Annotated in this window: 25 protein-coding genes and 1 pseudogene; 21 read left to right on the top strand and 5 right to left on the bottom strand. The window is 32.9% G+C overall.

Annotated elements, in window-relative coordinates; genetic code table 11:
• Positions 1-233 precede the first annotated feature (233 nt).
• Both BED47_RS13215 and BED47_RS13210 read left to right on the top strand, forming a co-directional pair.
• A complete protein-coding gene (locus BED47_RS13215) occupies positions 234-578 on the top strand; it encodes a DUF485 domain-containing protein (RefSeq protein ID WP_069034047.1) in 345 nt (114 codons plus the stop codon).
• Positions 575-2125, top strand: coding sequence for a solute symporter family protein (locus BED47_RS13210; protein ID WP_069034046.1), 1551 nt, complete (start codon positions 575-577; stop codon positions 2123-2125). Before BED47_RS13215 ends, BED47_RS13210 begins: the two co-directional genes overlap by 4 nt.
• A gap of 68 nt (positions 2126-2193) precedes the next feature.
• Here BED47_RS13210 and BED47_RS13205 read toward each other — a convergent pair whose 3' ends face one another.
• On the bottom strand, positions 2194-2718 hold the full coding sequence (locus BED47_RS13205) for an acyl-CoA thioesterase (protein ID WP_069034045.1): 525 nt from the start codon (positions 2716-2718) through the stop codon (positions 2194-2196).
• Between the two features lie 148 nt (positions 2719-2866).
• Here BED47_RS13205 and BED47_RS13200 point away from each other — a divergent pair, with 148 nt between their 5' ends.
• Entirely contained in the window at positions 2867-3826 is a 960-nt protein-coding gene (locus BED47_RS13200; RefSeq protein WP_069034044.1) for an aromatic acid exporter family protein, read from the top strand.
• Positions 3827-3839: 13 nt separating this feature from the next.
• A complete protein-coding gene (locus tag BED47_RS13195) occupies positions 3840-4355 on the top strand; it encodes a L,D-transpeptidase (RefSeq protein ID WP_069034043.1) in 516 nt (171 codons plus the stop codon).
• Positions 4356-4435: 80 nt separating this feature from the next.
• On the opposite strand, the gene prli42 is transcribed toward BED47_RS13195, so the two are convergent.
• Positions 4436-4528, bottom strand: coding sequence for a stressosome-associated protein Prli42 (prli42, locus tag BED47_RS23755; protein WP_156339731.1), 93 nt, complete (start codon positions 4526-4528; stop codon positions 4436-4438).
• 238 nt (positions 4529-4766) lie between these two features.
• Entirely contained in the window at positions 4767-6428 is a 1662-nt protein-coding gene (locus tag BED47_RS13190; protein ID WP_069034042.1) for a M4 family metallopeptidase, read from the bottom strand.
• Between the two features lie 437 nt (positions 6429-6865).
• On the opposite strand from BED47_RS13190, the gene mce reads away from it, so the two are divergent.
• The 4 genes from mce to BED47_RS13170 all read left to right on the top strand — a co-directional run bounded on the left by mce (position 6866) and on the right by BED47_RS13170 (position 10549).
• Positions 6866-7285 carry a methylmalonyl-CoA epimerase gene (gene mce / locus BED47_RS13185; protein WP_069034041.1) on the top strand — a complete coding sequence of 140 codons (420 nt, stop codon included), beginning with the start codon at positions 6866-6868 and terminating at the stop codon, positions 7283-7285.
• Positions 7272-8813 carry an acyl-CoA carboxylase subunit beta gene (locus BED47_RS13180; RefSeq protein WP_069034040.1) on the top strand — a complete coding sequence of 514 codons (1542 nt, stop codon included), beginning with the start codon at positions 7272-7274 and terminating at the stop codon, positions 8811-8813. Before mce ends, BED47_RS13180 begins: the two co-directional genes overlap by 14 nt.
• A 38-nt stretch (positions 8814-8851) precedes the next feature.
• Complete coding sequence (locus tag BED47_RS13175) at positions 8852-9970, top strand: M20/M25/M40 family metallo-hydrolase (protein ID WP_069034039.1); 1119 nt, start codon at positions 8852-8854, stop codon at positions 9968-9970.
• 195 nt (positions 9971-10165) lie between these two features.
• Positions 10166-10549: a hypothetical protein gene (locus tag BED47_RS13170; protein WP_069034038.1), complete on the top strand. Its 384-nt coding sequence runs from the start codon at positions 10166-10168 to the stop codon at positions 10547-10549.
• Positions 10550-11030: 481 nt separating this feature from the next.
• On the opposite strand, the gene BED47_RS13165 is transcribed toward BED47_RS13170, so the two are convergent.
• Together BED47_RS13165 and BED47_RS24385 are read right to left on the bottom strand one after the other, a co-directional pair.
• A complete protein-coding gene (locus BED47_RS13165) occupies positions 11031-11429 on the bottom strand; it encodes a hypothetical protein (protein ID WP_069034037.1) in 399 nt (132 codons plus the stop codon).
• Positions 11430-11569: 140 nt separating this feature from the next.
• Complete coding sequence (locus tag BED47_RS24385; protein WP_286143842.1) at positions 11570-11698, bottom strand: hypothetical protein; 129 nt, start codon at positions 11696-11698, stop codon at positions 11570-11572.
• A 349-nt stretch (positions 11699-12047) separates the two neighbouring features.
• Between BED47_RS24385 and BED47_RS13160 the strand changes: the two genes are divergently transcribed.
• The 13 genes and pseudogenes from BED47_RS13160 to BED47_RS23740 all read left to right on the top strand — a co-directional run.
• Positions 12048-12569: a hypothetical protein gene (locus tag BED47_RS13160; RefSeq protein WP_069034036.1), complete on the top strand. Its 522-nt coding sequence runs from the start codon at positions 12048-12050 to the stop codon at positions 12567-12569.
• A gap of 185 nt (positions 12570-12754) precedes the next feature.
• On the top strand, positions 12755-13273 hold the full coding sequence (locus BED47_RS13155) for a GNAT family N-acetyltransferase (protein ID WP_069034035.1): 519 nt from the start codon (positions 12755-12757) through the stop codon (positions 13271-13273).
• 514 nt (positions 13274-13787) lie between these two features.
• Positions 13788-14003, top strand: a complete 216-nt coding sequence (locus BED47_RS13150) for a hypothetical protein (RefSeq protein ID WP_069034034.1) — start codon at positions 13788-13790, stop codon at positions 14001-14003.
• A 370-nt stretch (positions 14004-14373) separates the two neighbouring features.
• Positions 14374-15582: a macrolide family glycosyltransferase gene (locus BED47_RS13145; RefSeq protein WP_069034033.1), complete on the top strand. Its 1209-nt coding sequence runs from the start codon at positions 14374-14376 to the stop codon at positions 15580-15582.
• A 190-nt stretch (positions 15583-15772) separates the two neighbouring features.
• Positions 15773-15913 carry a hypothetical protein gene (locus BED47_RS23750; RefSeq protein ID WP_175403499.1) on the top strand — a complete coding sequence of 47 codons (141 nt, stop codon included), beginning with the start codon at positions 15773-15775 and terminating at the stop codon, positions 15911-15913.
• A gap of 542 nt (positions 15914-16455) precedes the next feature.
• A complete protein-coding gene (locus BED47_RS13140) occupies positions 16456-16635 on the top strand; it encodes a hypothetical protein (protein ID WP_069034032.1) in 180 nt (59 codons plus the stop codon).
• Between the two features lie 62 nt (positions 16636-16697).
• Positions 16698-16874, top strand: coding sequence for a hypothetical protein (locus BED47_RS23745; protein WP_175403498.1), 177 nt, complete (start codon positions 16698-16700; stop codon positions 16872-16874).
• A 108-nt stretch (positions 16875-16982) separates the two neighbouring features.
• Entirely contained in the window at positions 16983-17216 is a 234-nt protein-coding gene (locus tag BED47_RS13135; RefSeq protein WP_069034031.1) for a hypothetical protein, read from the top strand.
• A 171-nt stretch (positions 17217-17387) separates the two neighbouring features.
• The gene (locus tag BED47_RS13130) at positions 17388-18173 is read left to right on the top strand and encodes a GNAT family N-acetyltransferase (protein ID WP_069034030.1); all 786 of its coding nucleotides are present in this window, start codon (positions 17388-17390) and stop codon (positions 18171-18173) included.
• 573 nt (positions 18174-18746) lie between these two features.
• The gene (locus tag BED47_RS13125) at positions 18747-19187 is read left to right on the top strand and encodes a hypothetical protein (protein WP_069034029.1); all 441 of its coding nucleotides are present in this window, start codon (positions 18747-18749) and stop codon (positions 19185-19187) included.
• A gap of 182 nt (positions 19188-19369) precedes the next feature.
• Complete coding sequence (locus BED47_RS13120; RefSeq protein ID WP_069034028.1) at positions 19370-19756, top strand: hypothetical protein; 387 nt, start codon at positions 19370-19372, stop codon at positions 19754-19756.
• 203 nt (positions 19757-19959) lie between these two features.
• Positions 19960-20433 carry a hypothetical protein gene (locus BED47_RS13115; protein WP_069034027.1) on the top strand — a complete coding sequence of 158 codons (474 nt, stop codon included), beginning with the start codon at positions 19960-19962 and terminating at the stop codon, positions 20431-20433.
• 361 nt (positions 20434-20794) lie between these two features.
• Positions 20795-21183, top strand: a pseudogene (locus tag BED47_RS23740) (hypothetical protein); the annotation flags it as partial.

Below are 21183 nucleotides of genomic sequence, written 5' to 3'. Positions count from 1 at the left end.
TAGATTTGTAAGTCAGCGGTTGTTTCTTGTATTTCAACTTCAGCTCGTTTTCAAATTTTACAAAAAAAATTTTTAATCATTAGAACTTGTAAATTCTTGTCTATCGAAAACATTTATTAAAATGTTTCTAAATCAAATACAATTATCTTAGTTTCTGAATATTCTTTCATTTATTTTTAGCAATAATATCTTCAAAGTTTTCAAGAAAAAAAACTTGAAAGGGGAGTAAGATGATGGAATTGGACCAAAACTCTAGTACGAGTATGAGTCAAAGCAAATACTCGGAAGTTGCAAAATCTCATGAGTTTAAACAGTTACTGAAAGCAAAAAGAAAGTTTATTCTACCAATGTCTTTATTCTTTTTTTGTTTTTACATTGCATTACCTTTAATGACTTCTTATTCTAAAGCACTAAATACAAAAGCAATTGGGGAAGTAACATGGGCATGGTTGTTTGCATTCGCTCAATTTATTATGACATGGGTGTTATGTATGATTTACAGTAAGAAAGCTGAATCCTTTGACAAAATGGCAGATCGAGTATTGGAAAAGTTAAATAAAGGAGGGGAGGAAATTTGAATACGACGGCATTTACTTTATTTTTAATTATCGTACTTGGAACGCTAGTTATTACATATTACGCTTCTAAAAAAACAAAAGACGCGAAAGATTTTTATACTGCAGGCGGTGGATTGACTGGATGGCAAAATGGATTTGCAATTGCAGGAGACTATATGTCAGCGGCATCCTTTTTAGGAATTGCAGGTGCGATCGCTTTAACTGGATTCGATGGATTTTTCTATAGTATCGGATTTTTAGTTGCATACTTAGTCGTTTTATATTTAGTAGCAGAGCCTTTACGAAACCTTGGAAAGTACACGTTAGCTGATATGATTGCTGCGCGATTTGATCAAAGAAAAGTAAGAGGGGTAGCCGCCTTAAACACAATGACGATTTCAATCTTTTATATGATTGCACAACTAGTTGGTGCTGGTGCACTGATTAAATTATTACTAGGAATTGATTATACGACTGCTGTTTTAATAGTAGGTATTTTAATGACTGTATATGTAATATTTGGAGGTATGAGGGCTACTAGTTGGGTGCAAATCGTAAAGGCAATCCTTCTCATGCTTGGAACGTTAGTCATTTCAATCATCGTTTTTGCTAAATTTAATTTCAACATTAATGAAATGTTTAGCCAAATGAGAACAGCAACTCCTCTAAAGGACTCGTTTTTAAATCCAGGTGTAAAATACACAAATGGACTAGATACAATTTCACTTAATTTAGCACTGGTTCTTGGAACTGCCGGGTTACCTCATATATTGGTCCGATTCTTTACAGTGCGTGATGCGAAAACGGCACGAAAATCAGTCGTTTATGCAACTTGGTTAATAGGAGCATTTTATATCATGACGATTTTCCTTGGATTTGGGGCAGCTGCATTTGTTGGGAATTCTGAGATTATAAAAGCAAATCCTGCAGGAAATATGGCGGCGCCACTATTAGCAGAAGCATTAGGTGGTAACTTTTTATTTGCTTTTGTTTCAGCTGTAGCATTTGCAACTATTCTTGCAGTAGTAGCAGGGCTAGTATTAACTGCTGCATCTGCCTTTGCACATGATTTTTACAATGAAATCTTAAAATATGGTAAAGCAACTGAAAAAGAGCAAGTTTCAATGGCTAGATATGCTTCGATTGGAGTTGCTCTAATCTCAATCTTACTTGCAATATTTGCACAAACATTAAATGTTGCCTTTTTAGTATCCTTAGCATTTGCTGTTGCTGCGAGTGCGAACTTACCAGTCATACTCTTTACAATCTATTGGAAACGTTTTAATACGACTGGCGCAATTACTGGTATGTTAACTGGATTAATATCTGCAATCTTACTAGTAGCGATAAGTCCAAATATTTGGAGTCCAATTGAAGGAAAAGCCATTTTTGTTGGAGATCCACTAATAAATTTAACGAATCCAGGGATTATATCAATTCCTTTAGGATTCATAGCCGCTTATTTAGGTACAATTCTTTCAAGTAAGAAAGAAAATGAAGCTAAATTTGATGAAATTCTTGTGAAGTCTAATACTGGCCATGGTATATCGAGTATTTCAACACATTAATCATAATTAGAAAAAAAGAAACTGAAGAAAATTTCTCAGTTTCTTTTTTATTTAGGACACAAATTAATTTACTCATCACTTTGTTTTAATTTTAAAGGTTTCGTAGAGATAATCGTTTCAATGTTTTTACTGATTAATTTATTATTTTTACGATTATCAATTCTTGCTTTTGCTATTTCAGCAAGTTCGCGTTCTTCTTCGGTTTCAAGAATGATAGAGGGAACTGGTACCGTTTTATTATCTTTCATTCCAACAAATGTTAAAAATGAAGTAGCAGCAACTCGGCGATTGCCTGTTATCAAGTTCTCTGCAATCGCTTTTACGAAAATTACCATAGATGAAGTTCCTGTAACTACGACAAAGGATTCATAAGAGATACAATCCTCTTCTGTAACTGGATGTAAGAAGTCTACATGGTCGATCGAAGCAGTTACACATTTCAATCTTGAATGCTTAGAAGCAGTAATTGAAGCAGTCATATCCATGTCAGCGAGAATTTTTCCACCAAATAAAGTTTGGTGATTGTTTAAGTCTGTAGGGAAAACTCGAACAGTCAAAGCTGAACGTGATTCATGGCAATATTTTGAACTCATAAATTCACACCTTTTATTAGAATAATGATATTTTTACCAATCTATTTTTTATTAAGCGTAATTATGAGATGAAATTTTCATTCGAAATATTATCCTATTCAATGAATCAAATACTACATAAAGTAAAACATAAATAATAGGTGATCTTATGTATAGAATTGGTTCAAGGATTGTTAAAACGGCGTTAGGGAGTGCAGTTGCAATTTTTATTGCACAATCGGTGGGAGTGCATTTTTACTCGTCTGCTGGAATATTAACAATATTATGTATACAAACTACTAAAAAGCGTTCATTAGATACAGCGTTGAGAAGGTTTTCTGCATGCGTTTTGATCATCCTTTTTTGTATTTTTTTCTTTCATATTTTTGGTTATACACCTTTAGCGATTGGAATATTACTATTATTTTTTATTCCAAGCTTAGTAAAGCTTAAAATTCAAGAAGGAGTCATTTCCAGTGCAGTGATCATGCTACATCTATATGGTCTAAAAAAAATTACAGTTCCAATAATAGTAGATGAGTTAACTGTAATTGTAATAGGAATTGGTGTAGCTTTACTTTGTAATTTATATATGCCTAGTTTAGATGAGCAAATAAAAAACTTTAAAGTACAAATTGATTCTAAATTTTGTTTTATTTTTGAGAAGATTTCTATTTATTTAAAAGAACCAGCTAATAAATGTTTTTTAGAAGAATATGATGAAACAGTAAAATTGCTTCAAGAAGCGAAAAGAATTTCTAAATTAGAAATCGATAATCATTATTTTAAATCATCGAATGATGAAGATTATGAATACTTTTTATTAAGAGAACGGCAACTTGAAATTATTCACCGTATTATTGACACGGTTTGTGACATTAAAGTGAGTAACGAACAATCTCATATTTTATCCAAATTTTTTAATGATTTAAGCTTTTCAATAAATCCAATTATAAGTGGTGTAATTTGCTTACATCAGTTAGAAGAAATCTATCATATGTTTCGTGCAATGCCACTACCACAAACATCTGATGATTTTGAAACTCGAGCAGCGGTTTTAACCATCATCAATGAAATGGAAAGTTTCTTGATTATGAAATCAAAGTTTAAGGGAAAATACGTTAAGTGAATTTAAAAAGGAGTTGCTTTATTTGCTTAAACTAGTTCTGTCACTACTTTTAGTAATTGGTCCAGTATGGCCACTTGGACAAAATCCAAGGGTAGGTGAACCATTTATTATTATTAATAAAGAAGTAAATAATTTGGCATATATAGAAGATGGTAAAGTACTAAGGATTTATCGAATTGCTACAGGAAAAACAGCAGATTTAACTCCTGAAGGTATTTTTAATATTACATATAAAGCCAAAAATCCATATTGGCGCAAAAAGAATATTCCAGGGGGTGATCCTAAAAATCCTCTAGGAACTAGATGGATTGGTTTTGACGCATTAGGTACAGATGGTTCGATTTATGGTATTCATGGAAATAATGACCCTTCATCAATTGGTAAATATATCTCAAATGGATGTGTAAGAATGTACACAAATGATGTGAATGAACTTTTTGATAAAGTCCCATATGGAACGAAAGTGTTAATCACAACATCAACAAGTTCATTTGAACAACTAGCTCGTGAACAAGGTGCAATCAGATAATAAAGAGGATTCATCATCAAAATCTCAAGATCTTAATGATGAATCCTCTTTTTCCATTGTCCTCTTTTTCCACTGTCCTCTTATAACATAGCAGCGATACCTGCAAGTAAAGTAGTAGCAAGCATTGAAATTAACATAATCATCACAACTACTTTTTGTGTTTTTTTTCTCATGTGATTACCACCTTATATTAAAGAATTACAATTTATTAATTATTTTATTAGAATAATACAAGTGTTGTCCTATTTTAGCATATATAGGATATTTTTTACACTCTAAGCTTATTTATTAGTAACTCCCTGATTAAACGTGATTCATCAGATTGCTGTCTTTTAACGAAATAAAAAAAGGGCTCATAAGCATTTTTAGCTTACGAGATATCCCTTTTTTTCTTAAAATGTAATTAAAATTTTACTTAATTCCAACCCCATCAAATGCTTTATTTACTGTAGTTACTTCAGCTGAGCTAGTACCGAAAAGGTCAGAAGCTGCTTTCACACATGCTGCACGTGCTTGACTGAAAGTAGAAGAAGCTGTTAAGTAAACGGTATTTGCACGATAGAAAATTTGAGCTAGTTTATCATTTCCGATTCCTGTAACAGTCACACCATAAGCAGTTCCACCTTGAGCAATTAAATAAGCAGCTTTATTAATAATACCGCTATTTGTATGAACTCCTCCATTGTCAGATGTTCCAGTGTAACGATTTGCATAGTTATCTGGATCTCCATATTTAGTTGGATTACTCATCGAACGAAGTGCATCACCTGCAATTTTTGGCGTATAAATATCTTCACCAATCTCGTAATCAGGATTTTTATTATTATAGAACTCTATTAAAGTACCAAAAATATCAGAAATTGCTTCGTTTAGTGCACCAGATTCATTTTGATAAGTTAAATTTGAGCTAGTTTCTGTTACTGCATGTGTTAACTCATGTGCAACTACGTCAATACCCCCTGATAATGGAATAAATGTTGTACCGTCACCATCGCCATAAACCATTTGCGTACCGTTCCAAAACGCATTGTTGTAATTACGGCCATAATGGACACTCGATTTTAATGCACCGCCTTTATTATCATAGGAATTACGATTAAAAACATTTTTATAATAATCAAATGTTAATCCAGCAAAATAATGTGCATCGACTGCAGCCCCATCATAAGTGCTATTTAGAAGGTTATCAGGACTTGTCCAAAGTGTACCAGCAAGACGTTGTCGGTTTGCCGCATCATAAGTGAAAATACCACCTTGGGCTCTAGTATTATCTTGTAAATAATAAGATGAACCCGATTGGGTCATATTTAGTGTTTTTGTATCACCAAGCACGCCAACTCCTGTTCCAGTTGTATTCGTACTACTTGCTGTACCACCTGGTTTTGCAGCAGGGGCACTACTATCTGCTTCATCTAAGTTATTATAGCTATTTAATATTTTTCCTGTTGATGCATCAATGAAATAATTAAAGTTTCCAGGTTTGGGAGAAAGGAAGTTTAAGTTTACAAGGTAAGCGTAAGATGCTTCATCACCATTTGTGTAAACTACTAGATCAGCTGTAGGGTCTTTTTCATAGATAGGAGAATAACCAAGGTCGGCTTCTGCAATTTTAATTGATTTGTTGGCATTTACTTTCTTTTCAGATTTCAATCCTTTTTTCGTATCTAGATTAGGAGCTACGGTACCAGAGAAAGCTGTTAGAACACCATCGTCTGCAACTAATGCTGTTTGAGTAGAACCCCAAACAGGTACACCATTATATACTTGTTGTAGTCGAAGAGCGGTTCCTAACAGATCTTTATTACTAGACTTAATGATGAATGATTCTTCGGAGGATTTCGAACCAAGTTTAAATTTATCTTTATTAGCATTCACATATCCAAGTACAATGCTCTCAGGACTTTGAGTTGATGACTTTGTCAGCTGTCCTGATACAAATTCAGGAGATCCTACAGATTCATTATACTTGTAGCTAGATAACACATTTTTTGGTGCAGCATATGTATTTGTGACTGAAAAACTACTTGCTGCTAATCCTAAAGATAACCCAACTGCTAATACTTTTTTGTTCATTTAATTTCCTCCCTAGTTAACAAATAGTAATAACGAGCTAATATTATCATGTAATCTAGTAGGCTTACAAACTACAAAAAACTACAATAATTTCACTTTTTTTGGAAAAATAAGTCTTTTATATCGGGTTTATTTAACCACTCGATTGATAAGTAGTTATATTGTTTTATGAAAAGAGAAAAGTGAGGGGAATGCCGTCGAACTTTTTTAATAATTTTGGTGTTAAGTTTAATGGTTCCATGATTCAAAATCATAGTTCATTTTCTTTGTTATCTCTTAATATACAGGTGTATACTGCTACGGTTTTTAATCATGTTTGTCCACTTTCTTGAATATTGTTTAAATAATAGCTTATGTACTTTTGAACAGATGAAAGTACATAAAAAATCTCATAATGTTTCTAAAAAAAGCATTGATTTGAAGGAGAGGGCAAAAAAATGTTCACAAATATAGATCATATGGCAATCTGTGTAAAAAATTTAAACGATAGTATTAAAAAATATGAGGGCGATTTAGGTTTACCATACTCATATCGAAAAATAGTTGAAGAAGAAGGTGTAGAAGTCGCATTTTTTAAAACAAATAAAATTAATATTGAATTAATCCAACCACTTTCATCAACGAACCCTGTACATAAATATATTGAAAAAAAAGGTGAAGGATTGCATCATATTGCTTTTCAAGTAGATGACATCGAAAAATCACTATTAGAACTAAAAAAACGCCAATTCAATTTAATTCATCATTCACCACGAAATGGGAGTGAGGGTTCCAAAGTTGCCTTTATACACCCTAAACAATTCGGAGTATTAATCGAAATTGTTCAAAAAAGGGGGGAGTTTAATGAGCAAGTATGATGATCTTTATAGACTATATGAAAAGAAATCTGAAATAGAGCAAGGTGGAGGATTTGAACGGATTGAGAAACAACATGAACGTGGAAAGTTTACAGCACGAGAAAGAATAGACATGCTATTAGATGAAGGGAGTTTTGTTGAGTTATTTAGTTTTGTCCAGCATCGTTGTTCAGATTTTGGAATGGATGAACAAAATGGTGCATGTGATGGAGTTGTCACAGGTTACGGAAAAATTAACGATCGTACGGTCTTTGTTTTTTCGCAAGATTTTACTGTGTTCGGCGGTGCTTTAGGTGAAATGCATGCGAAAAAAATAAGTCAATTAATGGACATGGCAGTACAGTGTAAAGCTCCGATTATTGGTTTAAATGATTCAGGTGGTGCTAGAATCCAAGAAGGTGTCCTTTCTTTAGATGGTTATGGACATGTTTTTTATCGAAATACAATTTATTCAGGGGTCGTACCACAAATTTCTGTTATTATGGGGCCTTGTGCTGGTGGTGCTGTCTATTCCCCAGCAATTACTGACTTCGTAATCATGGTCAATGGAACTAGCCAAATGTTTATTACTGGACCAAAGGTAATTGAAAGTGTAACAGGTGAAAAAATCACTGCAGAGGATCTAGGTGGAGCTAAAGTCCATAACGAAATAAGTGGTAATGCTCATTTCCAAGCTGAATCAGAGGAAGAAGCTCTTAAAGTCGTTAGAAATTTAATAGAGTATTTACCGGCTCATTGGAAAGAAAAAGCACCTACTAAAATGAAAACTGAAAAAGATATAGATGACTTAATGGAGCTAATTCCTGATGAAAGTAGTCGACCCTATGATGTTAAAAAAATAATAGAAATGATTGTAGATGATGATTCCTTTTTTGAGGTTCAAAAAGATTTCGCTAAAAATTTAGTTATAGGATTTGCTAGATTAAATGGTGAAGTAGTAGGACTCGTTTGTAATCAACCTAAATTTATGGCTGGAGGATTAGATTTACATTCAGCTGATAAAGGGGCTAGATTTATTCGTTTTTGTGATAGTTTTAATATACCAATCATCACTTTTGTTGATGTGACAGGGTTTTTCCCTGGTGTAAAACAGGAGCATGGAGGTATAATAAGGCATGGTGCTAAGCTTTTATACGCGTACTCTGAGGCAACAGTTCCAAAAGTTACAGTCATTACGAGAAAAGCATTTGGTGGAGCATATGTTGCATTAAATAGTAAATCGATTGGAGCGGATTTAGTATTTGCATGGCCAAACGCTGAAATCGCTGTAATGGGTGCTGCAGGTGCTGTAAACATCTTATACGGAAAAGAAATCTCTCAAAGTAAACGACCAGAAGAGTTACGATCAGAATGGATGGAACAATATAAAGAGAAATTTTCTAATCCTTACGTTGCTGCAAAATACGGTTTAGTTGACGATGTTATTGATCCAAGAATGACTAGAAAAAAGCTTATTCAATCTTTAGAAGTATTAAAAAACAAAAATGAAAAGCGCCCAGCTAAAAAACATGGTAATATACCTTTGTAGACATTTTTTTACATATACAATTTGGAGGCATGACACAAATGATTAATGAACAACGTATAGTCGATGAATTTTTAGAATTAGTACAAGTAGACTCTGAAACTAAGTTTGAAGCTGAAATTGCAAAGGTTTTAAAACAAAAATTAGAAGCTCTTGGAATGAATGTTTTTGAAGACGACACGATGGGTGTTACAGGTCACGGTGCTGGAAATATTGTTGCTACAATTCCTGCTACTAAAGAAGGCGTTGACGGTATTTTCTTCTCATGTCATATGGATACAGTAACTCCAGGTAATGGAATCAAGCCATCAATCAAAGATGGATATATCGTTACTGACGGAACTACAATTCTAGGTGCAGATGATAAAGCTGGTATCGCAGCATTTTTAGAAGCTGTAAAAATCATTAAAGAACAAAATATTGAACATGGTGAAATCCAATTCATTATCTCAGTTGGTGAAGAATCTGGATTACATGGTGCTAAAGCAATGGATCCAAAATTAATCACTACTAAATTTGGATATGCATTAGATAGCGATGAAGAAGTAGGTAACATTATCGTAGCAGCTCCAACTCAAGCTAAAGTAATTGCTACAATTTATGGTAAAACAGCACATGCAGGTGTTGCACCTGAAAAAGGCGTTTCAGCGATTACGATTGCTTCTAAAGCAATTGCAAGAATGCCACTTGGTCGAATCGACGAAGAAACGACTGCTAATATCGGACGTTTCGAAGGTGGAAGTGCAACAAATATCGTATGCGATCAAGTGAATATTTTAGCTGAAGCTCGTTCATTAATCGGTGAAAAAATGGAAGCTCAAGTAGCTAAAATGAAAGCGGCTTTTGAAGAAGCAGCTACTGAAATGGGTGGACGTGCTGAAGTAGAAGTTCAAATTATGTACCCAGGATTTAAATTTGGTGAAGGAGACCACGTTGTTGAAGTTGCAAAACGTGCAGCAGAAAAAATTGGACGTACTCCTGCATTACAACAAAGTGGTGGTGGATCTGATGCGAACGTATTCGCAGGTCACGGTTTCCCAATCGTAAACTTAGCAATCGGTTATGAAGAAATCCACACTACAAATGAAAGAATGCCAATTAAAGAGTTAGTAAAAACTGCTGAAATGGTCATTGCAATTGTAGAAGAAGTTGCTAAATAAATAAGTAAAAAAAAAGGGCTGTCTTATCTGTCAGATTAACTGATAAATAAGCGGCCTCTTTTTAATTTCTGTTAAGGTAGCTTGTTGATTTTTTTATTCAAGTAAATGGCAGGTTAGTTCAATAAGGAGTAAAACAAAATTGGTAAATTATGTTATATTTGGTGAGTGATTAATAATTATAAGGAGGAGGAATTATTGAAAAAACCTTTAGGTATTTCAGTGATTAGCTATTTTTATATTTTTGGTTCCATAGTTTTAATTATTAGTTCCATTTTTTATAATGCAACTACTAACTCGATTGGCATAGCCGACAGATTTGGAGTTTCAAACGTATCTGAACCATTTTTTAGAGTGATAGTAGCTTTTATAACTTTGTTGATGATTTTTGGTTACTTTAGGTTAAAAAAGTGGGGATTTTGGTTTATGATTTCATATTCTGTACTTTTCGGAAGTATAAGTTTTTACTTAACCATTCAAGATAGTCAGCAACCTCTCATTGGAAATATGCTTTTTTCCTTATTCATTTTGTTCTACACAATGTACGTGAAAAAATCATTTTTTCAAACAAAACAATACTAATATGATTAACCGTTATGTTCTTAGCAAGATGTGTTCTTATTCAACTAAAGCAAGCTTTAGTTGAACAAAATGATCGACTTAATAGTCCATTTTTTATTGAGCTAAATTGCAGGTTCGTTGAATAAAAATTGGATGAATTTATAATGGTAGTACCAATCGCTTATTCAATTCAGTAATTAGTTAGACTATATTTTTCCATTGTTAAGACTCTACTTTCAACGTTTTTGCAGGTCAAATGGAAGCTCCTATAGTGATTCTTATAAAAGCTATAGGAGCTTCAATGACAATTGCTGGGAAAGAATCCCCCCATAAAGACTCCATTTGTAAAGTCAGCAAACCAAAATAAAACAATTGAACAGTAGGGGTTTCATTTTAAAGCTTGAGAAATGCTAAGAAAGTAAAATAACTTTTCAAAGAAGTTATTTGAAAATTTAGAGTGTTATTCATTAACAGAGTATTCATTTTAAGAAAATTTATTGTTTTATATTATGTTTTTCTTTTCTTTTCTTTGAAAAATTTCAATTAAAGTCTTATTATTTGCATTAATCTCAACTAGTTCTGATTTTATTTGGATAAATTCATTGTATATTTTTTCTAATAACTCACTATTAAGTGGTAGCTCTAAATTTTCTTTTTTTGGTGCGGATTTTTGAACTGAAATTGAATTAGGCTGATTGATCATTCCAAGATCCTGTACAGATTTCATTAGCGAATCATCTTTAAAAAGGTTTTGTGCCATCCTCATAATTGAACCCATATCTATAGTAGTTTCATTTGCCGTAAGCTTATTTGCTAGTTTTATAATACTTTCTTTTTTAAAATCATTAAAATCACTTGATTGAGCGGGTGTTTGCTCACTATTCTCTTTATCATTATTCATTTTAAAAGCCCACCTTTATATAAATTCGAAAAAAATTTAATTTCCTAAAAATAACCTAGAAGATAATTAAATCATATAAATATCTTCTAGGTGCTTTGCCCAAATTTAGATGGGCTCGTCTTTATTCTACGTGCAATTGATTAACTGCATCCAAGTGTTGCACAGATAGCAGCTAAAATAGGTGCTTGCTCAACACCCAGTAATGATGCTAAAAGCAATGCAACCAAAAGTACTACTACAATAAGAAAAGTTGCAAGGTTGAATGTCATTTTTTTTCCCCCTTTCATTCGAAATAGTAGAATTAAATGAAATCCTTAACAGGACTATCATATTTTATACATATGTTTAATAGGACAAGCTTGTCTATGACTTTGACCTATTATATTACTTGGTAATTTTTTACATTTATTGCTATCGTTGACGAATCTATCTTAATTGTGTATTTGGCTAAAGTTTTTTGAGAGTTTTAGATCTAACTTATGCATAAATTGAACAGTAAAATCAGATGAATAGTCGATTTTTTATTGCCCTAAATGGCAGTATAGTTATCTAAGGATTCTTTGTATATAATTATACTATTTATATAAACTTTTTAGCCGGGAGTTGTGTAGTTACAAAATGGATTATAAAAATTTAATAAGTGTTGTAAAAGTATTAGAACAAAATAATATTAAATATGCACTAGGAGGCAGTGGTTTACTTTTAAGTTTAGGATTGACTAATGAAGTAAATGATTGGGACATCACAATTGAAAATCCAAAGAATGAATTATTAAACGTACTTAAATCATTTGATATAAAAGAAATAGATAGTGGAGATTACCCGTTTGCAAGTAAATATAAATTTCTAGTACATAATGTTAATCCTAAAGTTGAAATAATAGGTTATTTTTCAATTAAAACATCAAATGGAGTTTGTAATTTGCCAACAATATCGGTAAAAGAGTGGAAAAATATTCAAATTGGTAGCCCAGAAGTGTGGTACGTGGCTTACAGTCTTATGGATAGAATTGAAAAAGCAAATAAACTTTTCTTCTATTTAAAAGTTCACGGAGCTAATGCAAATATAATAAATCTTATGTTAAAAGAACCCCTGCCAGATTATTTAAAGATAAAGCTTAAAGAATTATTAAATAATTAAAACTTTATCAACTAACGCATGCGCTAGTTGTACAACCTTAAGGAGCTGAGCAATCAGCTCCTGTCTTACTATTTGACAAAAATAAGAAAAGGAAAAGGTATGTAAACATATAAGTTAACTTAAGAACAAATTCTAATTTCTTAAGTGGTAATACCTATTAAGGAAAATAAGGGGGCAAAAAGGAGATTTTGGAACGAATTAATAAGCACATTATTCAGATTAGGCCTTGGGAGGATAAAAATCTAGATTTACTTTTTCAAATAAATCAACCAGAAATGATGGAGCATCTCGGAGGTCCAGAGAGTAAAGAACAGATTTTGAATCGCCATAATAGATATCTAAACCTTAGTGATAAGGGATGTATGTTTAGTATAAAATTATTGTCAGAATATAAACCAGTTGGTTCTGTTGGTTTCTGGGAAACAGTTTGGAACGGTGAAAGTGTATATGAAATTGGTTGGAGCGTACTACCAAATTTTCAAGGGAAAGGGATTGCAACAAATGCAGTGAGCCTCGCAATCAACGAAGCATCTGTAGAAAACAAATATAGATATATTCATGCTTTTCCTTCGATTGATAATCCTGCTTCAAATGCAATCTGTAGTAAACTTAATTTCAGTTTGATCAAAGAATGTGAATTTGAATACCCACCTGGTAGCTATATGAGATGTAATAATTGGCGTTTAGAACTTAACCGACAATAAACCTATAAGATTTTTATAGATATTATTTAACTAACGCATGCTTTAGTTGAACAAGATGTTCAGCTGAATATCCGATTTCTTATTTACATAATTTTCCAAAATGAAAGTCGTATAACTAAAACAATTGATATTAATTTTTATATAATAATATTACATTTCTTGTTTTAATTTTTTACCAATATCACCTATTTATAGAGAAACTTATTCTGTGAGTTTCTCTATTTTTTTTACCCAACTAACGCATGCAATAGTTGAACAAAACTGATGGTCCTATAAAGTAGGAGTGAGTCTAAAATGGGTAAACAATTTGAGGTTCATTTAATAAAAGAAATTGAGAGTTTTGTTTTATGGTATAAGAAAGTAGAGAAATCTTATGTAGAATGGGAGACTGATTTTTTTCACTAGGATAGGATATAAAAACTACAAATAACTTAATTGAAAAAATCCCAGTTGGAAATTGGAGTTCAAATTTAGTTAACAAATTTTTATTTATTTTAGGTAAGGGACAATGAGATTGGAGAACATTACTGAGCAGTTAATTGATCCCCCTACTCAACTGATTGAATTAGCTAAACATTCTTTATCATATAATGACTTTGAGGCAAGATGGCAGATTGCCTATGGACTTGGAGAATTTACAGATTATGAGGAAGAGGTTAAACTGTTTTTCAAAAAATTTATATTTGATGAAGTAGAGTATGTAAGAAGAAGAGCATCATTTTTCGTATGAAAAAAGAAAATAGATAATTTCTTATGCAACTAAAGCATTTCTAGTTGTACAACTTAATTGGCTGTTTAGTCGATTTTTTGATTCAACAAAATGGCAGGATTGTTTAAGATTCATTACTTTTAATAGACCAATAATTCGTTATAATAATAAAGCCCATAAAGATAATGATCTAAGTAATTAAATCACTCTCTAAGGGACTGGTACTGCGACCTTCCCATTCCTTTTTCAGAAGAGAATACTAGGTAGATTTACTACCATTACGTTTACCAATGTTCAAATAGACATAAGTCCTAATACATACTAAAATTAGTAGTTACAATGAGCACTTAATTAATAACTTTTGAAGATTACATATAAGGGGCGAATGAATATGGCAAAGATATTAGCAATTGGTGGAATTGGTGAAGGACATGTGAATCCCATGCTACCAATCATTAAAGCCTGGTGTGAGGACGGGGATGAGGTACACTTCTACAGCACTGAGGATGCCCGTGTCAAAGTGGAGGCCGCAGGGGCAGTCTTTAAGCCCTTCGAAAACTTCCTAGGTGGCGTACGTCAAGAGGACATCTCTCATTTTTTAGAGTTTATTGTTTTGCTCCTTAACTCCGCCAACCATGTCGTGCCGACGGTAGTGGAGCAGGCCCGGCAAGAGGCTTACGACTTTGTGTTCCACGACTCCCTTTTCGGTTGGGGCAATTTAATAGCCCGACTTCTTAAGCTGCCAAACATTGCCTCACATGCTTCCTTTGCTTCCACGGGTAAGAAACCTAAGATGGCAGGTGAGACTCTGCTGAAACAAGTGGGCGACCTCCTAAAGGGAGGAAAGTTTATTCCCGAGATCAAGAGGCTTTCCGCCAATCTTGCCAAAACATATGACGTATCGGGGCCATCAATCAATGAGGTATTCTGTCAGACCGGCCAACTGAATCTGGTCTATACTAGCACTTACTTCCAACCGGATTATGAACGCCTCGATCATTCTTACGTATTCTCTGGACCATCCATTTCCACACGTGAAAGCCATTCGGACTTCCCACTAGACTCTCTGAAAGGGGATGACAGGCCTGTTGTCTATATTTCAATGGGAACTGTATTAGCCAAGAGCGAACCCTTCTTTCGATTATGTCTGGATGCCTTCAGCGATGGGAGCTATCAGGTGGTGATCTCTGCGGGGCGCTATACGGATATGGAACTTTTCCGGAACGCACCATCCCATATAATTGCCCGTCCGTATGTGCCACAGCTGGAGGTATTGCAACGGTCGGCCGTATTTGTAAGTCACGGCGGAATGAATAGCGTATCTGAGGCGTTGTACTACGATGTGCCGTTGGTGCTCATCCCCCATGCTGCCGATCAACCTATTATCGCTGCACGTGTAGAGAAGTTGGGGGCAGGTGTCATTTTGAACAAATCAAAGCTTACCGCCGCCAAGCTGCGGGATGCTGTAAATCAGGCCTTTAACGAACAACGCTTCAAGAGGAGCGCCGCGACTATCGGTCAATCCCTCCGCGACGCTGGCGGCTACCGGACCGCTCTGTTAGCGGCGGATCGATTTCGCCAGGAACGGGGAATAAATTAATAAGAAGTGTTCACCGGATATGAATATCGCTTTATGAATATCGCCGTCTTTTATCATCCGATTAAACAAGATGTCTGCAACAGTAACTAAATAGCCTATGCTCTAGATAAGTCTAAGCTATTTAATATTCTTCCCAGACTACCGCTATCATAAGACCTAACGAAATCTGGTCAATCAGTAAAAACTGGTTGTGATCTTTGCTACTATTAAAACTGGTCCTTCTGTTGTTGGAGGATGGGAACCGAATAAAACTATGGATGATTTCAGTTGGACTCTGGTTAGAGATAGTAAAAATGGTAAATGGCGAATTAAAGATGGAGGATATGCATAAGTCGTAAATTCATTCCTTATACAACTAAAGCAGTGCTTTAGTTAAATTTCACTAGTTGCTTGCAGGTCGTTTTTTATTGAAGTAAATGGCAGATTAGTTGAATAACGAATATAAGAAAAAGGTTACTCCAAGATGTTGGGATTTGATAAAATTGGATTAAGAAAATAGTCATTATACAAGAGAATGTGGAATATTGTAGTGTATTTATTCGAACAGATTTTTCCATTTATCGGAATTGCGGGGGCACTTTTATACGTTATGTTTTCTAAAAAAAATAAGAGATTGAAAATAATTCTTTTATTTGTGATTGTAGCTGTATATTTTAGGTCTTCTGTTTAACACAAATATTTTAAATGCTTTTAATTTCTTTAAGAATGGTTTCAGAATCAATATTATTGGTTTATGTCTATTAGTTGTTACTTCAGTTCTAGTCCTAAATTTTATTCAAAAAGTAAAGAGGCAAAAAGAATTTAAGTAGACTGTTCAACAAAATGGAGGACTGAAGGATCGGCCTATACAAAACAGAGGGGAAGAAAACTAATATGACATTGAAAAATGTATTTATGTCTGCACTAATTGCTGCAATTGTTTCAGTCGTCCTTTTATCAATAATCCGTGCTAGAGGCTTTTATATTCATATGGACACTCTAAAAGGCTTCGTTCTTTTTATTGTCGTTTTCATTGTTAGTCTCCTTTTCTTGAAAAAAAGGTCTGCTAAATAGAGTACATTCCTTATGCAACTAACGCATGCTTTAGTTGAACTAAGACACAAGGAGGAAATAGGATGTCACTTCCATATGTAAAATTTGAAAATACACCTTTATGGAATGTAATTAGTAAAGGCATTGATGACCTTGTTGAAAATAATGATATCGAAGAAACTACAAAAAGAGAGTATATAGTCGTATTTCTGGATAAAAAAGTCCTTTACTTGATAAAATTCTTGTTTACTAGATTATAAAGTTCTTTACTGAATGTAATATTCTAGTAACAAATTAGTTGACCACTATTACAGACAATTGTAATAGTGGTTTTTATTTTGTCTATTTAAACTTTTTCGGCAGTTTAGTTGAAGAATAAAGTAGGTAAAAATTGGTTTGTTCACGAAATAGCATTTGTTAGGAGTTTTTATACGAAGGAGAATTATATAAAAAGATTAATAATATGCGGTATTTTATCTATTGGATTACTTGCAGGATGTGGAAAAGAACCAAAAACAAATGCTGAAACTTTAGTTGATTTGGGTGTACCCAAGAAGATTGCCGAGGTAGTTGGTTCAAACATTATCGAACCTGGAAAGTAATCGAGTAGTTTGCATTAGTTGTGGCTAGGCAGATTAACTGAATAGTATAACAGCGGATAAGAAGGAACTCTAGTGATGTTAGCCGAATAGGATAACAAAGCTAATGGCATGGGCATAAAGCTATTGTTGGCATAATAAAATTTAAAAACGACGATAAAGAAAGGTGAATCAATGATTAAATTAAATAATAAAGAATATAAAAATATTTTCCCATTAATTATTTCAATAAATTATACACCTACGTTTGTTTATTCAGTTTTGCAAGAGATAGTAGATGGTGATGTATTTGTTGATCATATCGAAACTCCAAAATCCATTTTTATTGGTACGAAATCAGGATTCTACTGTGTAATTGGAGAAACATCAAATATTTCTTTTAACTATTGGATAAAGGAATTTTATATTGATAGAGTAGAAGAGAAAGAATTACCTTTTATTTTATATTCTTCATCAGGTTCTTGGAATCAATTAATTAATGACCTTTTAAATAACAAATTAACTAAGTTGGATCGATATTCTTTTACGTTTAAATTTAAAGAAGAAATACTAGATAATTATGAATTACCACAAGACTATTCATTAAAAAAAATTGATGAAAATGTACTTCAGTCAAATGTTGGATTTAAACCAATTTACTATAAGCATTACTGGGATTCTGTTTCAAATTATTTAGAAAATGGTTTTGGAATTTGTGTTTTACATAAAGAAGTGTCTGTATGTGAGTGTACATCTGTATTTGCTAATGAATTATTCTCCGAAATAGACATTGCAACTAAAGAAGAATATAGAGGGAAGGGTTTTGCCTTTATTGCTGCAAAAATGTATATACAAGATTGTATAAATAAAGGTTTAGCTCCTCGTTGGGAATGTGATATTGATAATTTTGGCTCAATACGATTAGCAGAAAAGTTAGGGTTTGAAGAACCTATTCACTATGCAGTATATTTTAAAGAGTAATTTTCACATGCCTTAGTTGAACCTACTTTCAATCAACTCAATTAATACTTGAGTCCAAATTGAAGCAATAAGGAAAGACATCATTGATAACTATTTGGATTCTCGTTTTGTTGTGTCAGAACATTTTAAGAAGGACATTTTTTCTAATAAATGATTCACTAGAAGCCAAGAATTTATTGCAGTTAGAGAAACTTCATCTGAGTACATGAATACCCATAATAGTAAGCTAACATATATCACAGCAGTTTAATTACAATAGATGGGCAGAATTATTACATAACTTTTTTATCAAAAGACAAGTCGGATATCTTTGTAAGTTGATAAATGAATCGGAAAATAAATAAATAAATTCTTATGCAACTACCATGGGAGTACGATATAAACTTCCATTCACTGTTGTGTATCTGAGGATTCATGGATGGCTAACGCATGCGTTAGTTGCACAACAAGAGTTGCTTCGGCAGCTCTTTTTTGTGCAACTAAATGGCAGGTTAGTTGCATAAGGAAGGACTATTTAATCTATAATCGAATAAACCAGTAAGATGTATTTATGGAAAGAAGGTGTTGTATTTTTTGAAAAAATTATTTATTTCATTACTATTTTTATTTATTTTATCAAGTTGTTCTTCGAGTTCTGATTTAAAAGAAACTTTTTATGAACTTAAGATAGTACCCACAGAAAAAATTACTATTTACTTTGATAAAAATACAGCCCATTTTCATTTAGTTTATTTAGAAAAACATAAAAATAAGTGGAAACAAGTTAATGGTGCTACATTATACTCCACTGGAGAAGAAAAAAATTTTGTAATTTCGTCCAATAAAAAACCTTTTTTATACTTTGGTACTATAACTAATCCTGAAGCAGACAAAATAATTGTTGGAGATACAGATGCTACACTTGTTACTTATAACAATAATTTAAGATTATGGTATTACGTTGACTTTACAGCAAAAAAACATTTAAGTATTTATGAAGTTGTTAATGGAAAGAAAGTATTGTTACAGCCTTAAATGTCTTTAAAATGAATTTCCTTATTCAACTAACGCATGCATTAGTTGAACAACATTAAAGCTGCTTCGGTAGCTTTTTCTTATACAAGTAAATGGCAGGTTAGTGGAATAAAGGATTGTTGTTTTTATTGGTGTAATAAATTAAAATTTTCATAAAGTTTGTAACTATACAGGTGATAAAAATGAATAAAACTTATAAAAACTTATTTGATGAATATGTAAAAGAACTAGATAATGCTGTTTCATTTGAAGAAGATAAACTAGATTCAATTCGAGAAAAATTGTTCAATGAAGGAAAATCTGAGGAAGAAATTGAGAATTTTATAATGGGAAAATTTGATCCTATATGCTGTTCTGGACGTGTTATTGCAGTATTCAGGAAATATTGGTTAAAGTGCAATCAATTAAATGCTCATTACAATAAAAATGGTTCAAGCGAGTATGTTAACCCAAAGATATTTACAATTGATTGGCTATCAAACGATGGAGACCCTTATGAATTATTTGAATTAATGAATGGTATGCCTTACTTCCCAATTGGAATAGACGAAAATGGTGATTATTGTTAATATGCTTATGCAACTAACTAATGCGTTAGTTTGAGATCACGAGCTGCTAAATAAGCAACTTTTTAGGTTCCAATTAAAAATTAATAATGTACTACTATATAATTACCAAACATATTTTTAAATTGAATAAAGGGATAGTGGTAATAATTGTTTAATATTAACCTTAGCTAGTTCAATATAAGTAAAGTTCAAGGGGGATTTAGGTGGGAGATAAAATTAAAAGGATAGTAGGTTATTTATTATATTTGATTGTATTAGGTATAGTAATCTCAGTTGGTTTAAAGCATCAGAATAATCTTCTTAAGCAAAGTGGTGTTACCTATGATTTATTTGATTATTATAAATTTCAAACTATGTTTCCTTTAATTATTGGAGCAATGTTGGCGATTCCTCATAATATTAAGAACTTCTTCAAACATGGAGATTGGAAATTCAATTGGGTTCGATTTATTGTACTAGGAATTCCTACTTTATATTTTGTTATTACGCCGTACTTATTCTTAAAACAATTAATTTCTATGAAATATCCTTTAATGAAATACATTATGGGAGGGTATTTTGGAAGTTCAACACCTACACTAATTGCAATAATTGGAATAGCAGCAGGTTATTTTGTACTTACAAGTCTTGAAAAAAAAGCTACCAGTGGATCCGTAAATAATAGCTATTTCAACTAAAAATATATCTAGGCACTGAGTTCTCTGATTTTGTTCTTTACCTATTTATTTAAAATCTTATGCAACTAACGCATGCATTAGTTGAAGATCAGAAGCTGCTAATATGCGGCTTTTTTTATTAAAGTAAATGGCAGGATAGTTGAAAAAGTTTTTAAAAAGGAATGTCAATTTGACTGTCTTTTTTCAAATATAAGATATCAATATTTTATTTTAATAGAACGCATTTGTAAAAAAATACCAATTTACACCTAAGCAAATACTTCAAACACATGAGATATACATGCCATAAAATAACTTTGGTGATATGGCAATAAGTGCTATTTGAGGAGTATATCTAATAATATTTAAGGATGAGACCTATTTGAAGAAAGACAAGCATAAAGATAGTGAATGTAAATGCAAATGTAAATGTAAAGAAAACAAAGAACAAAAATGTGAATGTAATGATTGTCATAAATGTCAAAAGTGTTGTTGTTGCTGTTGTTGCGTTGGACCAAGAGGACCAAGAGGTAAAGAAGGAGATCGAGGTAAACGAGGGAGAACAGGAGCAACTGGAACAGCCGGAGCGACAGGAGCAACTGGAACAGCTGGAGCGACAGGAGCAACTGGAACAGCCGGAGCGACAGGAGCAACTGGAACAGCTGGAGCGACAGGAGCAACTGGAACAGCCGGAGCGACAGGAGCAACTGGAACAGCTGGAGCGACAGGAGCAACTGGAACAGCTGGAGCGACAGGAGCAACTGGAACAGC

The organism is Gottfriedia luciferensis (assembly GCF_001712755.1).
GTDB lineage: Bacteria > Bacillota > Bacilli > Bacillales > Bacillaceae_G > Gottfriedia > Gottfriedia luciferensis_B.
The sequence above is the reverse complement of the archived record's forward strand: the minus strand, read 5'-3'. Positions and strand labels throughout refer to the sequence as shown.